This window comes from Brachybacterium sp. AOP25-B2-12, assembly GCF_052378625.1.
In the GTDB taxonomy this organism is placed as follows: domain Bacteria; phylum Actinomycetota; class Actinomycetes; order Actinomycetales; family Dermabacteraceae; genus Brachybacterium.
On sequence record NZ_JBQSXW010000013.1, the window covers coordinates 62,997 to 76,732 of the forward strand.

General features: G+C 72.9%; 12 protein-coding genes. 7 read left to right on the forward strand and 5 right to left on the reverse strand.

Annotation, left to right across the window (positions count from 1 at the left end; translation table 11 throughout):
* Nucleotides 1-8: 8 nt before the first annotated feature.
* On the forward strand, nucleotides 9-314 hold the full coding sequence (locus ACT3TZ_RS10680; protein ID WP_444583401.1) for a hypothetical protein: 306 nt from the start codon (nucleotides 9-11) through the stop codon (nucleotides 312-314).
* Nucleotides 311-1,318: an epimerase gene (locus ACT3TZ_RS10685; protein WP_444583402.1), complete on the forward strand. Its 1,008-nt coding sequence runs from the start codon at nucleotides 311-313 to the stop codon at nucleotides 1,316-1,318. The genes ACT3TZ_RS10680 and ACT3TZ_RS10685 overlap by 4 nt, the downstream gene beginning before the upstream one ends.
* A 13-nt stretch (nucleotides 1,319-1,331) precedes the next feature.
* Here ACT3TZ_RS10685 and ACT3TZ_RS10690 read toward each other — a convergent pair whose 3' ends face one another.
* Together ACT3TZ_RS10690 and ACT3TZ_RS10695 are read right to left on the reverse strand one after the other, a co-directional pair.
* On the reverse strand, nucleotides 1,332-4,403 hold the full coding sequence (locus ACT3TZ_RS10690; protein ID WP_444583403.1) for a YhgE/Pip family protein: 3,072 nt from the start codon (nucleotides 4,401-4,403) through the stop codon (nucleotides 1,332-1,334).
* Between the two features lie 124 nt (nucleotides 4,404-4,527).
* Complete coding sequence (locus ACT3TZ_RS10695; protein WP_444583404.1) at nucleotides 4,528-5,220, reverse strand: hypothetical protein; 693 nt, start codon at nucleotides 5,218-5,220, stop codon at nucleotides 4,528-4,530.
* Between the two features lie 77 nt (nucleotides 5,221-5,297).
* Here ACT3TZ_RS10695 and ACT3TZ_RS10700 point away from each other — a divergent pair, with 77 nt between their 5' ends.
* The 3 genes from ACT3TZ_RS10700 (at nucleotide 5,298) to ACT3TZ_RS10710 (ending at nucleotide 8,738) form a co-directional block, all read left to right on the forward strand.
* Nucleotides 5,298-6,623 (forward strand): Nramp family divalent metal transporter, encoded by a 1,326-nt coding sequence (locus ACT3TZ_RS10700; protein WP_444583405.1) that lies wholly within the window; start codon nucleotides 5,298-5,300, stop codon nucleotides 6,621-6,623.
* A 13-nt stretch (nucleotides 6,624-6,636) separates the two neighbouring features.
* Entirely contained in the window at nucleotides 6,637-7,419 is a 783-nt protein-coding gene (locus ACT3TZ_RS10705; protein WP_444583406.1) for a metal-dependent transcriptional regulator, read from the forward strand.
* Between the two features lie 179 nt (nucleotides 7,420-7,598).
* Nucleotides 7,599-8,738 (forward strand): TerC family protein, encoded by a 1,140-nt coding sequence (locus ACT3TZ_RS10710; protein WP_444583407.1) that lies wholly within the window; start codon nucleotides 7,599-7,601, stop codon nucleotides 8,736-8,738.
* A 31-nt stretch (nucleotides 8,739-8,769) separates the two neighbouring features.
* On the opposite strand, the gene gluQRS is transcribed toward ACT3TZ_RS10710, so the two are convergent.
* The 3 genes from gluQRS to ACT3TZ_RS10725 form a co-directional block, all read right to left on the reverse strand.
* Nucleotides 8,770-9,693 (reverse strand): tRNA glutamyl-Q(34) synthetase GluQRS, encoded by a 924-nt coding sequence (gene gluQRS / locus ACT3TZ_RS10715; RefSeq protein WP_444583408.1) that lies wholly within the window; start codon nucleotides 9,691-9,693, stop codon nucleotides 8,770-8,772.
* Nucleotides 9,690-10,427, reverse strand: a complete 738-nt coding sequence (locus tag ACT3TZ_RS10720) for a GNAT family N-acetyltransferase (protein ID WP_444583409.1) — start codon at nucleotides 10,425-10,427, stop codon at nucleotides 9,690-9,692. Before ACT3TZ_RS10720 ends, gluQRS begins: the two co-directional genes overlap by 4 nt.
* Nucleotides 10,428-10,514: 87 nt before the next feature.
* Entirely contained in the window at nucleotides 10,515-11,396 is an 882-nt protein-coding gene (locus ACT3TZ_RS10725; RefSeq protein ID WP_444583410.1) for a hypothetical protein, read from the reverse strand.
* 163 nt (nucleotides 11,397-11,559) lie between these two features.
* Here ACT3TZ_RS10725 and ACT3TZ_RS10730 point away from each other — a divergent pair, with 163 nt between their 5' ends.
* Both ACT3TZ_RS10730 and ACT3TZ_RS10735 read left to right on the forward strand, forming a co-directional pair.
* A complete protein-coding gene (locus ACT3TZ_RS10730; protein ID WP_444583411.1) occupies nucleotides 11,560-12,096 on the forward strand; it encodes a peptidylprolyl isomerase in 537 nt (178 codons plus the stop codon).
* Nucleotides 12,097-12,203: 107 nt separating this feature from the next.
* Nucleotides 12,204-13,496, forward strand: coding sequence for a rhomboid family intramembrane serine protease (locus ACT3TZ_RS10735; RefSeq protein ID WP_444583412.1), 1,293 nt, complete (start codon nucleotides 12,204-12,206; stop codon nucleotides 13,494-13,496).
* Nucleotides 13,497-13,736: the final 240 nt, after the last annotated feature.

The following is a 13,736-nucleotide window of genomic DNA, read 5'->3' on the forward strand; positions in this document are numbered from 1 at the left end:
GCGCTGCCGTGAGCACCCCGACCCCCGATCCGCCGGCACCGGCGCGCTCGCCCTACGAACGCGCGCTCGGCGCACGCCGCACGGAGCTCGATCCGCGCCTGACCACCTACTTCTCCTCCCTCGGACCGGACGAGGAGGGCGCGGGACGCGGCGTCTTCACGACGTTCGGCTCGCCTCGGGTGCGGCTGCGCGAGGAGGCGGGGTGCTGCGGCGCGACCCAGCGGGTCTCGCTCACGATCGATCTGCCGTTGCTGGGGCGCCTGCACGCCTACACCGGCACCTTCACCTACGAGATCGAGCAGGAGACGCCATGACCGCCGAGGACGCCATGAACGCCACGGACGCCATGACCGCCGAGGATTCCAGGAACGGCCGCGTGGTCATCGGCGGGGCGGGCGGCTTCATGGGCCGTCACCTCCAGGAGCGTTACCGCGCGCAGGGCCGGGAGGTGCGCACCATCGGCCGCGGCGCAGCGGACCTGAGCTGGGACGATCCCGAGGGGATCGCGCGCGCCGTCGACGGCGCCGACCTCGTGATCGGGCTCGCGGGCAAGAGCGTCGACTGCCGCTACACGCCGACGAACCGGGCCGAGATCGTCCGCTCGCGGGTCGGGACCACCGCGGCCCTGGCCCGTGCGATCCAGCGCACCGAGCATCCGCCGGCCCTGTGGGTGAACTCCTCGACCGCGACGATCTACCGCCACGCCATGGACCGCCCCCAGACGGAGTCCACGGGGGAGCTGGGCACGGGGTTCTCGGTGGACGTGGCGCGGGCCTGGGAGACCGAGCTGACGCGGGTCCCGTTGCCGGCCACGCGCCGGGTGGCGCTGCGCTCGGCGATCGTGCTGGGTGACGGCGGGGTGCTCGCCGTGCTCCGCACGCTCGCCCGGCGCGGTCTGGGCGGGGCGAACTGGGGCGGCACCTGGCCGGTGACGCCCGCCCGGGTCGAGGCCGGCACCGCGCACGTGCCGGGCTCCCGGCGCGGCGCGCAGCGCTTCAGCTGGGTGCACCTCGATGACGTCGCCCGGATCCTCGATCACCTCGAAGGCGCCGAGGACCTGTCCGGGCCCGTCAACGCCGCGGCCCCCGGTCCCCGCACCAATGCCGAGCTCATGCGGCTCGTGCGCCGGGTGACCGGGGCACGCATCGGGCCCCCGATGCCCCGCTGGGTCTCGGAGCTGGGGGCGATGATGCTCCGCACGGAGACCGAGCTGATCCTCAAGAGCCGATGGGTGCTCCCGGAGAAGCTCACCGCGAGCGGCTTCGTGTTCGAGCACCCGGAGCTCGAGGGAGCCCTGCGCGCGAGCCTGCCGCGCTGACGGGGCGGGGATCTCAGGCGTCCGCCGGGATCCTCCCGCTCATGTCGTGGGCGGCCTTGCGGTGCTCGCGGATCGCCGCGAACAGTCCCAGAAGCAGGGCCAGCACCAGCCAGCCCAGCAGCCAGGCGATGTCGTTCGCGGGATCCACCCAGCCGCCGCCGATCGTCCCGCGGAAGGCGTCGATCGAGTGGGTCATCGGCAGGAACGGATGGATGACCTGGAAGAACCCGGGGATGGTCTGCACCGGATAGGTGCCTCCCGCGCCGGAGACCTGCAGGGCCACCAGCACCAGCGCCACGAACTTGCCCACGGGCCCGAACATCGCCCCGAACCCGTGGTTCAGCGCCACGAACACGAAGCTGGTCAGGGCCGCCATCGCGATGAACTGGGCCGTGTGCACGGCGGTCACGTCGATCCAGAAGTGCATGATGAGCAGCGCGATCGCCGTCTGCACGAGCCCGAGCAGCTGGGCCGGCAGCAGCCCGCCGGCCAGCAGCGCGAAGGGTCCGGTGCCGCGCCGGATCGCCGCCTGGGACAGCGGCGGCATCATGAGGAAGATCGCCATGCCGCCCACCCACAGGCCGATCGACAGGAACAGCGGCGCGAGGCCCTTGCCGAAGCGGCCCAGATCGTGGTCCCGCACGAAGTCGAGGCCCACCGGGTTCGAGGCCGTGCTCGCGAGGTGGTCGCGCTGGGCGTCGTCGTACGAGGGCACCTTCTGGCTGCCATCCTCGAGGCCCTCGGCCAGCTGGGTCGAGCCGTCCTGCAGCTGGGCCGCGCCGTCGTCGAGCTGGACGCTGCCGTCGTGGAGCTGCTGGGCACCGGAGTGCAGCTGCGTGGCACCGGAGTTCAGCTGCTCGGCGCCGCTCTCGGCGGAGTTCGCGCCGTCGGCGAGCTCGTCGGCGCCCTGGCTGACCTGCTGGGCCCCGGAGGCGACCGAGTCGGAGCCGCTCGCCGCCTGGGAGACGCCGCCGGTGTACTGCCGCACACCCTGGTCGAGGGTCCCGGCGCCCGAGGCGATCTGCCCGTTGGCGGTCGCGAGGTCCTGGGCGCCGGAGTCGACCTGCTGGGCGCCGGAGTTCAGGGTGTGGACGGCCGATGCCGCCTGCTGGGCCTCGTCGAACACGGTGGGCAGGGCCTGGACGGCGGTCGATGCCTGGCCGTGCAGGGCGTCGATGCGCTTCTGGACGGCCTCCTTCTGCGTGGCCGGGTCCTGGGCCGCCCCCTGGGCCTTCGAGATGCCGTCCGCGACGGACCGGGTCTGGTCCGCGAAGGTGCGGGTGGGCGTCTTGAGGTCGGTGACCGTCTTGGCGATCGCGACGGTGGTGTCCTTGAGGCCGGGCTGCCCGGCCGCGTGGTCGCCGTTGAGGAGCGTGGAGACGCCGTCGGCGTCGGTCTTCATCTGCGAGGAGCCGTCCGCGACGGTCTGGGCCTGCTGGGAGGCCGGAGCGAGGTTGTCGTCGACGGTCTTGGTGTCCGAGGCGACGGTTTCCGCCTGGTGCCGGAGGGACGGGGAGTTCCCGGAGGTCTCCTGGAGCTTGGCGCAGAAGTCCGCGTCGGCGCCGGATTCGACGCATGAGTCGGACAGGTCGTCCACCGCCGAGGTGTACCCCTGGACGGAGTCGGCCGGGGCGGACGCGTCGCGCTCCGTGCCGGGGCCGCGCAGGGCCTCCGCATCGGTGGCGGCGTCGTGGGCAGAGGTGGTCGTGTCGTCGACCGTCGTCTTCAGCGTCCCGGCGTCCGACGCGACCGTGTCCGCGCTCGTGGCCACGTCCTTGGCCTGATCGGCGCCGGTGGAGGTGCGGTCGGCGAGGTCGGTGGCCTGCGTGGAGGCGGTGTCCACGGAGTTCGCCACGGTATCGGCGTCGTCCGCGAGGGTGTTGGCGGTCTGCGCGGGGTCGGTGAGGGCGTTGTTGACCCGGGTGGCGACGTCCGCGAGCGTGTCGACGTCGGTCTGCAGGTCCTTCGAGGCCTGGTCGACGCTGCCCTGGGTGATCCCGAGCTGCTGCACACGGGCCTGGGCGGCACTCACCCGGTCGTCGAGCTGCTGGGTGCCCGCGGCGAGCTGCTGGGTCCCGTCGGCCAGGGTCCGCGACCCCTGTGCGGCCTGGGCGGAGCCGTCCGCGAGCTGGTCGCTGCCGGCGCGCAGCGTGGATCCGTTGGCGTCCAGGGTGTGCAGACCGGAGCTCAGCGAGTTCGCGCCGGTGGCCAGGGTGCGCCCGCCGATCGCGAGGGTGTCGGCCCCGGTGGAGAGCTGACGCAGGCCGATCACGAGGTCGTAGGAGCCGGACTCGAGCTGCCCCGCGCCGTCGGCGAGCTGGGCGGTGCCGGTCACAGCCTGGGAGGTGCCGTCGTGCAGCTTTGTGGCCCCGTCCTCCAGCTTCGCGGCGCCATCGGCGGCATCGACCAGCTGGTCGTGCACCGTGGTGAAGCCGATGTAGACGTTGTCGAGGTACTGGTCCAGGACGTTGGCGGAGAGGGATTCCTTCAGGGCCGTCCCGACGGACTTGGTGAAGTTGCCGCTGACGTAGTTGACCGTGTCGTTGGTGCGGATCGTGAGCAGGCCGGGCGTGGCGGCCAGCGGGTCGGTGCCGCCGAGGGAGGAGACGTCGGCCGAGAACGTGCGGGGCACCTCGACGACCGCGCCGTAGGTGCCGTCGGCCAGGCCCTTGTCGGCGGTGGCCTGGTCGGTCTCGACGAAGCGGTAGACCGTGCTCTTGTCGATCTTCAGGAGGCTCGCGGTGAAGTCGCGCCCCACCTGGAACTGGTGGGTGGTGCCGTCGACCGAGGTCACGGTCGCGCCCTCGTCGGCGTCGACGACCGCGGCGGTGACCTCGTCGAGGTGCCCGCTGGGGTCGTTGAAGGACCAGGTCATGTTGCCCGCGTAGACGATCGGCACGAGCGCGAGGCCCGTGCAGAACAGCAGCGCGATGCGCTGCTTCCACTCCCCGGGGATCACCCCGGAGGCGGCGCTCCCGACGGAGCGCAGGCCGCGGCCGGTCGCGCCGACGGCGGAGGAGAGGGCGTGGCCGATACCGGTCAGGAGGGACGTCAGGGCACGGAGCAGCCGAAAGGGGAATGCCATGCGGCAAAGATACGCCCATGTATTCGATGCGCTAGTGCATCGAGTTGTGGTGTGGCGGACCTGACGCCCGCCCCGCCCGCCCCGCACGCTCCACCCGTGGCGGGCGGGCCCGGCGTCGTCCGGATCAGGTCAGCAGCACGTGCAACCAGGGCTGGCGGCCCGTGGCCAGGGCGTGCACCGCCTCGAGGATCGCGGCGACCGCCGCCACGGAGAGCAGGGCGACGAGGGTGCGCACGATCGCTGTGCGCCACCGGGTCAGCGCCGACTGGTACGCGGCGACCGCCCGCTCGCGCAGGGGCGTCAGCGCGAGGATCAGCAGCACGAACAGGGGGCCCTGGTAGAGGAGGTTCCATGCCACGAGGAGCGCGATCCGCTCCGGGAGCGACCCGACTTGGGAGGCCAGGCCCACCGAGAGCACGAACGGGGGATCGGCGAGGGAGGTGATCGCCAGCAGGGCTCCGGCGATCGCCATCGCCCGCACCGAGACGCCCCGGGCCTTCGGGACGCTGGGGGGTTTGCGGGCCGAGAGGCCCTGCTGGACCGCGACGGCCGCCAGTGCGACCCCCACGAGCAGCTGGGCGATCGACCAGAACCCCGGTCGGGACAGCAGCGGTCCCAGCAGGTGCTCCGCGAACAGCAGCACGGGATGCAGCACGAGGATCTCGACGACGATCAGCGCGAGGTAGGCGCCGGTCAGGCTCAGGAGCGCCCGGGTGCGGGCTCCGTGGGCCAGGGCGCCGGCGGCGATGAGGCCGCCGAAGGGGTCGATGCCGACCACGGCGAGCCCGAGGAAGGTGAGGATCTCGGTGGGTGCCATGCGGACAGTGAACACCGTGGTGCACGGAACGACCTGCTCGGGCTGCCGCGCTCGAAAGTTCGGGTACCCTAAAACCCATGGTCCCCGAAGCTTCCTCCGCACGGGCCGACGCCTCGACCGCCCCTGCCGCTCCCTCCGGAACGGCGTCGCCCGATGCTGCGCCACCCGTCCCGCCCGCGGGCGCCCCCGCCCGCCGCCAGCGCACGGGTTGGCGCCTGCTGGGCCCCGCCTTCGTCGCCGCCGTCGCCTACGTCGACCCCGGCAACGTCGCCGCGAACCTCACCGCCGGCGCCCAGTACGGCTATCTGCTGCTGTGGGTGCTGGTGCTGTCCAATGCGATGGCCGTGCTGGTCCAGTACCTCTCGGCGAAGCTCGGCGTGGTCACCGGGACCAGCCTGGCCGAGCAGGTCGGTGCGGGCGGCGGACGCCTGCGCCGCCTCCTGTACTGGGCGCAGGCGGAGCTGGTGGTCGCCGCGACCGACGTCGCCGAGGTCATCGGCGGTGCCCTCGCGCTCCAGATCCTCTTCGACCTGCCGCTCGTGCTCGGCGGCCTCATCGTCGGCGCCGTCTCGATGTTCCTGCTGGCCCTGCGCGGGCGCGACGGACGCCGCCGCTTCGAGGTCGTGATCCTCGGGATGCTGCTGATCATCGCCGTGGGCTTCGCCGCGGGGCTGCTCGTGCACCCGCCGGATCCCGGGCAGATGCTCGGCGGGCTGGTGCCGCGCTTCGAGGGCGCCCCCACCGTGCTGCTGGCGGCCTCCATGCTGGGCGCGACCGTCATGCCCCACGCGATCTACCTGCACTCCGGGCTGGTCCGCGACACGCACGGCGGGGGCGGCACCCCCGAGCGGATCCGGTTGCTGCTGCGTGCCACCCGCTGGGACGTCGCGCTGTCCCTGCTGCTGGCCGGCAGCATCAACATCGCGATGCTCGTCCTCGCGGCGCAGTCGCTGCGCGGCGTGCCGGGCACGGACACGATCCCCGGCGCCCAGGCCGCGATCGCCGCCGCGAACGGCCCCGTGATCGCCACCCTGTTCGGCATCGGCCTGCTGGCCTCGGGACTCGCCTCGACCTCGGTGGGCGCGCACGCCGGCGCCGCCGTCATGGCCGATCTCCTGCACCGTCGCGTCCCGCTGCTGGTGCGCCGCCTCGTGACACTCGCCCCGGCGATCGTGATCCTCGCCCTCGGGGTCGACGCGACCTGGGCGCTCGTGGCCAGCCAGGTGGTCCTCAGCCTCGGCATTCCCTTCGCCTTCATCCCGCTCGTGGTCATCACGGGCAGGCGCCGCCTGCTGGGGGCGTTCACCAACCTGCCGCTCACCCGGATCCTCGCCTGGACGGCCGCGGGGCTGATCGTGGCGCTGAACATCGCCCTGGTGGTGCTCACGGTGTCGGGAGCATGAGAGGGTCACAGGCGTGAGCGACGAGGCGGCGACCGTGGACCCCGACGTCCTCACCCCCGTGGCCCAGGACTACCTCAAGGTGATCTGGTCCGGCACCGAGTGGGGCGGCCCGCCGCTGGGGACGGGCGAGCTCGCGACGCGGTTCGGCACCAGCCCCGCCACCGTCACCGAGACGGTCCGGCGCCTGGCCGGACAGGGCCTCGTGGAGTACGTCCCCTATCGGCCCGTGCGGCTCACCGCGACGGGCGCCGCGTGCGCCATCGCGATGGTCCGGCGTCACCGGATCCTCGAGACCTACCTCGTCGAGGAGCTCGGATACGGATGGGACGAGGTCCACGAGGAGGCCGAGCGCCTCGAACACGCCGCCACCCCCCGGCTCATCGACCGCATCGACGCCCGCCTGGGGCATCCGCGCACGGACCCCCACGGCGACCCGATCCCGTGCGCCGACGGCACGACGACCCTGCCCCCGGATACCGGCCTCCTCGCCGACGTGCGGCAACCGGGCCCGTGGGAGGTCCTGCGGATCTCCGACGCCGATCCGGCCCTGCTGGACGACGCCACGGAGCTGCGCCTGGTCCCGGGGCACGTGGTCGAGGTCGCCCTCGACGGCGTGGATGCGGGCGGAACGCCTCCCGACGCGCCCGACGCGTCCCCCGCCGTCATCGCCCCGGACGGGACGCGCACCGTCGTGCCGCCGGAGCTGGCGGCGGCCGTCCGTGGACGCGGCGTCGCCTCCCGGGCGGCCCCGGACCCCCGAGCATCCCTGGAGCTCCGAGCACCCCGGGAACCCTGAGCACTGATCCGTTCGCATCGTCCGATGCGCCACGTGGGACCCCCGTACGCCCGCCGTGCCGCGGCACGGCGGCTACGCTGGGCGGCGACCCGGGCCCGGCGCGCCCCGGGGGCCGAGCTCCCGTCGCGTGCACCACGGACCCGAACGACCACCCCCCAGTCGATGTGTGAGGCGCTGTCTTGGGCGAACTGTCCCTTCCCTTCGAGATCATCTCCCTGTGCGTGCTGGTCGCGATCCTCGTCGCCGACCTCGTGCTCGTGAGCCGACGACCCCACGTGCCCTCCGCCAAGGAGTGCGCGCTGTGGATCGGGTTCTACGTGACGCTCGCCCTCGTCTTCGCGGGGGTGATCTGGGGGATCGGCGGCCCGCAGCCCGCCGTGGAGTTCGTCGCCGGCTGGCTGACCGAGTACTCGCTCTCGGTGGACAACCTCTTCGTGTTCATCCTGATCATGAGCAGGTTCGCGGTACCGCGGAAGTATCAGCAGGAAGTGCTGATGGTGGGCATCATCATCGCGCTGATCGCCCGCGCCGCCTTCATCATGGTCGGCGCCGTCGCCATCGAGCACCTCTCGTGGATCTTCTACCTCTTCGGCGTGTTCCTCCTCTACACGGCCTTCAAGCAGGTCAAGGGCGAGGACGACGACGACTCCGAGAACGGCCTGCAGCGTGCCCTGCGCCGGGTCATCCCCGTCACCGAGGAGTACGACGGCAACAAGCTGCGCACCCGCATCGACGGCAAGCGGATGTTCACGCCGATGCTGCTGGTGTTCGTGACCATCGGCCTGACCGACGTCATGTTCGCGATCGACTCGATCCCCGCGATCTTCGGGATCACCCAGAGCCCGTTCATCGTGTTCACGGCGAACCTCTTCGCGCTGATGGGTCTTCGCCAGCTGTACTTCCTGCTCGGCGGGCTCATGGATCGCCTCGTCTACCTGCACTTCGGGATCGCGGCGATCCTCGCGTTCATCGGCGTCAAGCTCATCTTCCACGCGATGCACGAGTCGCCGCTGTGGCCCGCGGACTCGGCCTTCGGGCACTTCGTGCACGACTACGTGCCCGAGATCGGGACGATCGCCTCGCTGTGCGTGATCATCGGCGCGATGGCCATCGCGACCATCGCCTCGCTGCTGTCCGGCAAGCGCCCGGCACCGGCGCAGGACGGGAACGGCGGCCGGGTCGGCACCCCGCACGCGCACGACGGCTCCGAGGACGGCGGCGCCGCCGCGTCCCCGGTCGCCGGAGCCGAGCGCACCGTCGGTGGCGACAGCGATGCCTCCGGCGGCGATCACGACCCGTACGGGCCCACCCGCTCCTGAGCGGTCCGCGCTGCGGGGTCGTCGCCGCAGGTCAGCTCGGAAGGTCGACGACCCAGGGCTCGCGCGGCGTCCGCGCCGGGTCCCAGCGTTCGAGCACGTCCCGGGCGGTGCGGCACCCCGGGATTCCCAGGGAGTCGCCGATCCTCCCGACGACGTCCTCCGCCGTCTCCCCGCGTGCGATCCGGTCGCGGAGTGTCACCGCGCCATCGCGCTTGGCCAGCCGCGCGCCCGTCGGGGACACGGCCAGCGGCACGTGGGCGAAGCCGACCATCGGCGCTCCCAGCAGGTGCCCCAGATAGGCCTGGCGGGGCGCGGAGCTCAGCAGGTCGTCGGCCCGCACCACCTGGTCGACGCCCGCGGCGGCATCGTCCACGACCACCGCGAGGTTGTACGCGACCACGCCGTCGCCTCGCCGCAGCACGAGGTCGTCGACCGTTCCCGTGACCTCGCCCGCGAACAGGTCCTCGACCTGCCACGTCGCGACCTCGGCCCGGAGCCTCAGCGCGGGCTCGCGGTGCAGGGCGTGCATGCGCTCACGACCCGCCTCCCGCTGGGCGGCGGTCAGGTCCCGGCAGGTGCCCGGATAGGCGCCGGGCGGGGCGTGGGGTGCCGACGGCGCCTCGAGGATCTCCCGGCGGGTGCAGAAGCACTCGTAGACCAGGCCCCGTGCGGTGAGCGCCGCGATCGCCGCCTCGTGGGCGGCGCCGCGCGTGGACTGCAGCACGACGGGGCCGTCCTCGTCGATCCCGAGCGCGGCGAGATCCTCGAGCTGGCGCTCGGCGGCACCGGCCCGCACACGGTCCAGGTCCTCGATCCGGAGGTGGAAGGCGCGCTCGGTGCGCCGGGCCAGGGCCCAGGCGAGGATCGCCGTGCGCAGGTTGCCCAGGTGCAGGTCGCCGCTGGGGGAGGGGGCGTAGCGTCCCGCGCCGGCGGGGTTCGGGGTGTCGGCGATCATCGGGAGTCCTCTCCGGGTGCGGGCTGCGTTCCCGAGGGGACCTCACGTCCGGTCGCCGTCGCGCGGGGGTGCGCCTGCGCGGCATCTCCGGTCCCCGGCGCGCGGGGGTGCGCCTGCTCGGCATCGAGGCCCGGCGACCGTGTGCCGAGGTGCCGGGTGAGCAGGGCGAGGTGCGGATGCGCCCGCGGCCGCCGGGGTGCGGGGACGAAGCCGAGGGCCCGTGCCAGGCGCAGCGAGGGCGTGTTGCCCGGATCGGTGACGACGACGGCCTCCCGGCCCGCGAGATGCAGGTCCGCCTCCGCCAGGAGCGCGGCGAGCGCCTCGCGGGCGATGCCGCGCCCCCACGCCTCGGGGTGCAGGCGGTAGTAGACGGAGACGACCTCGTGCCCGTCGAGGTCCAGCGTGGTGAGCCCGCAGACGCCGAGCAGCAGCGGTGACGGAGGCAGTGGTCCCGGTCCCGCCGCCGACGCGGGAGCGGTGCCGCCCGGTTCCCCGGCCCGAGCGCGGATCCCCGCGTACCCGAACCCCTGCCGCGCCCGGGCGGCCGTCCAGCTCTCCAGGACCGCCACCATCGCGGCCCGCGAGGTCACCGGCTCCGTGGAGTCCAGCGCGAAGGTGCGGGGGTCCGCGTGCAGGGCGTGCAGGGCGTCGAGGTCGGAGGAGTCGAGGACGCTCAGCTCGAGCCGTGCGGTCCGCAGCGGTCGCCCGGGACCCGGGAGCGGCGCGGCGGACATGCGCCCCAGTCTAGGAACTCCCCAGGACGCAGAACGGCCGCCCGACCCCGAGGGGTCGGACGGCCGTCGCCGACTGTGCCGATCAGGTCAGCTGTCGCTGCGGTGGTTGCCGCGCTTGGGGTCGGCGGGGTTCTCGTCGGGGTTCAGCACCGGGTCGATGACCTTGCCGGTCTCGGCCTCACCCTCGGCGCGGTGCGTGCCCGCGGCGTCGGCGCCCTCGGCGTGGTCGACCTTGACGTCGTGCGGCGTCGTGTCGGAGGTGCGATCCGGCGTCTTGGCGCCGAGGGACTGCGCGACGTCGCCGGCCTCGGCGCCGCCCACGGAGTCGGAGACCTCGGTGGAGTCGGTGTCGGTGGCACCCGCGGAGGGGTAGTGGGCGCGGGCGAAGTCCGCGGGCGGGGCCCACGGGTCCTCGACGGGGCGCGAGCGCTTCCACACGACATACCCGGCGGCGGCACCGGCGCTGGCCAGGGCGATGAGGAGCAGCACCTTGCCGGCGCGCCCCTTCTTCTTGACGGGCTTGGTGTACGCGGCCTTGATGTCGGCCTGGCCCTTGTCGAGCTCCTTGCGGGCGGCGTCGACGGCGGCGTCGACGGCGGCGGTGACGGCGGTGGCCACGACGGCGTTGGTGGCGCCGGCGGTGCGACGGGCGCGGGGGAGGTAGTCGTCCTGGATCTCGTGGCGCAGCTTCTCGGCGCGGGGGCCGAGCTTGTCGGCGAGGTCGGAGAGCTTCTCACCCTGGGTGTGGACGGCGTCCTGCACCTGCGGGAGGTACTGGTCGACGAGGTCCGAGGCCTTCGCCTTGGCCTCCTTGGCGCCCTCGGTCACGGCGGGCACGACGGTGTCGGAGAACTTGGAGATGCCGTCCTGCGCCGCGCTCTGCGCGGAGCCGCTGAGCTTCTCGACGCGCGAGGTCGCCGTGCGGGCCGCCTTCTTCGCGGCGCGCTTGTTCTTCCTGCTGAACCCCATGGGGAACCCCTTTCGGTCGAGGTCGCCGGGTCGCGGCGATGTGTTCGGAGCGGGACACACTCCAGCGAGGCGCCCCGTACCGGACCACCATAGCGTGACGCGCCCCACGCCGTCCCAGGCGATGTGCAGGGACCGCGGGGCCCGGTCGTGGGAGGATGCCGACATGTTCGCAACTCTGCACACCAATGCCGGTGACATCCGCCTGGAGCTGTTCCCCGAGCACGCTCCCAAGACCGTCGAGAACTTCGTGGGCCTGGCCAAGGGCACCAAGGAGTTCACGGACCCCGAGACCGGGAAGCCCGTGACCCGTCCCTTCTACGACGGTGTCGTCTTCCACCGCGTGATCGGCGGCTTCATGCTCCAGGGCGGCGATCCCCTGGGCACCGGGACCGGCGGTCCCGGCTACACCTTCGACGACGAGATCTCCGAGAAGAACTTCAACGAGCCCTACGTGCTGGCCATGGCCAACGCGGGCAAGCGCCCCAACGCGATCACCGGGCGCCCCTCGGGCACCAACGGTTCACAGTTCTTCATCACCGTGGGCCCCACCCCGCACCTGCAGGGCAAGCACACCGTGTTCGGCGAGGTCGCCGACGACGCCTCCAAGGCCGTCGTCGACAAGATCGGCGCCACGCCCACCGACCTGCGCGACCGTCCCCTCGAGGACGTCGTCATCGAGTCGGTCACCATCGAGGACTGACACCTCCCGCACGTCCCGACGGGGGCACCCACCGCACGGTGGGTGCCCTCGTCCGCGTCGGCGCCCGGCATCGGCCCGCCACCAGGCGCATCGTGTAGGAATGACGCATGACCCGCCCGACCTACGGCTACGGAGCCGACGACCCCCGCCCCGAGGATCCCCGGGACCCGACCACGGGCCAGGACTCCTCGCTGCCGAGCTTCGGCGGCGAGCAGGGGGGACGACGGACGCCCGGGACCCGTCCCAGCTTCGGCCTCCCGGCCGGATCGACCGGGGACACCGGGGCGGATCGCGACGATGCCGGCGCCGGCTCCGTACCCGGCGAGGAGGACGGCCGATGGGGGTCCGGAGTCGCCTCGAGTGCCGATCCGTACGGCGACGGCGGGTCCGGCCTCGGCCGAGGCGCCGAGGGGTCCGGCCAGCCGCGCACCGGCTACGGCCACGTCCCGGACGCCGCGGACGGCTACGGCCAGGTCCCCGCCCACCCCGGGCACGAGGCCCCGCGCTCCGAGGAGCCGCCCGTGTGCCCGCGGCACCCGGACCGTGTCAGCTACGTGCGCTGCCAGCGCTGCCATCGGCCGGCGTGCCCGGAGTGCCAGCGCCCGGCGGCCGTCGGGATCCTGTGCGTCGACTGCGCCCGCGAGCTCGAGGGCGCCCGTCGGCAGAGCGCCCCCCGCACCCTCATGGGCGGCATCACCGCCGAGGGCCGTCCCATCGTGACGATCGCGCTCATCGCGATCTGCGCCGTGCTGTACCTCGGGCAGACGGTGGCCCCGCAGGTGGTCGAGCAGCTCCTCATCTTCGCCCCGTTCCGGGCGCTTGCCATGCCGTGGACCTTCCTCACGGCGGGCTTCCTGCACGGCTCGATCCTGCACATCCTGCTGAACATGTACGCGCTGTGGACGGTGGGCCCCTATCTCGAACGCTCCATGGGTCGTGCGCGCTTCCTGGCGGTGTACCTGATCTCGATCCTGGGCGGCAACGTGGCCGTGCTGCTGCTGACCGATCCGCTGTCCCAGGCGTGGCTCGGTGGCACACTCGGCGCCTCCGGCGGGATCTTCGGGCTGTTCGGCAGCCTGTTCGTCGTCAACCGCCGCATCGGGGCGCAGTCGACCCAGGTGCTCGTGCTGATCGGCCTGAACCTCGTGATCACCTTCATGATCCCGTTCATCTCGTGGCAGGGGCACCTGGGGGGCCTGGTGCTGGGCACGGCCACGACCGCGGCGCTGTTCGCCCTGCGCCCCAAGGCCACCCCGGGCGCGGACCGCGTGGCGCTCGCCCGCCGGAGCGCGTCCGTGCACGCCCTCATCATCGCGGGAGCGTTCGTGCTCTGCCTCGTGCTCATCGCGATACGGGTCGCGACGCTCCCGGCCGGGGTGCCGCTGCCGCTGCCGTTCTGATGCGCTGCGAGTCCGATCCGTCGTCGTCCTGAGCCGGTGCCGGCCTGATCCGTCGCGGCGCTGTTCTGCTGCCGGTCAGATCCGTCGCCGCCCTGAGTCGTCGCCGACCTGATCGGAAGCTGTTCTGAGCCGCGGACGTCCGGCATGTTCGGCGCGCGGGGCCCCTGGCGTCCCCGGTCGTAGGGCGAGTTACAGCCATGTGATTATCCCCAGCTGTGGGTAACGGTGGGGATAACCATC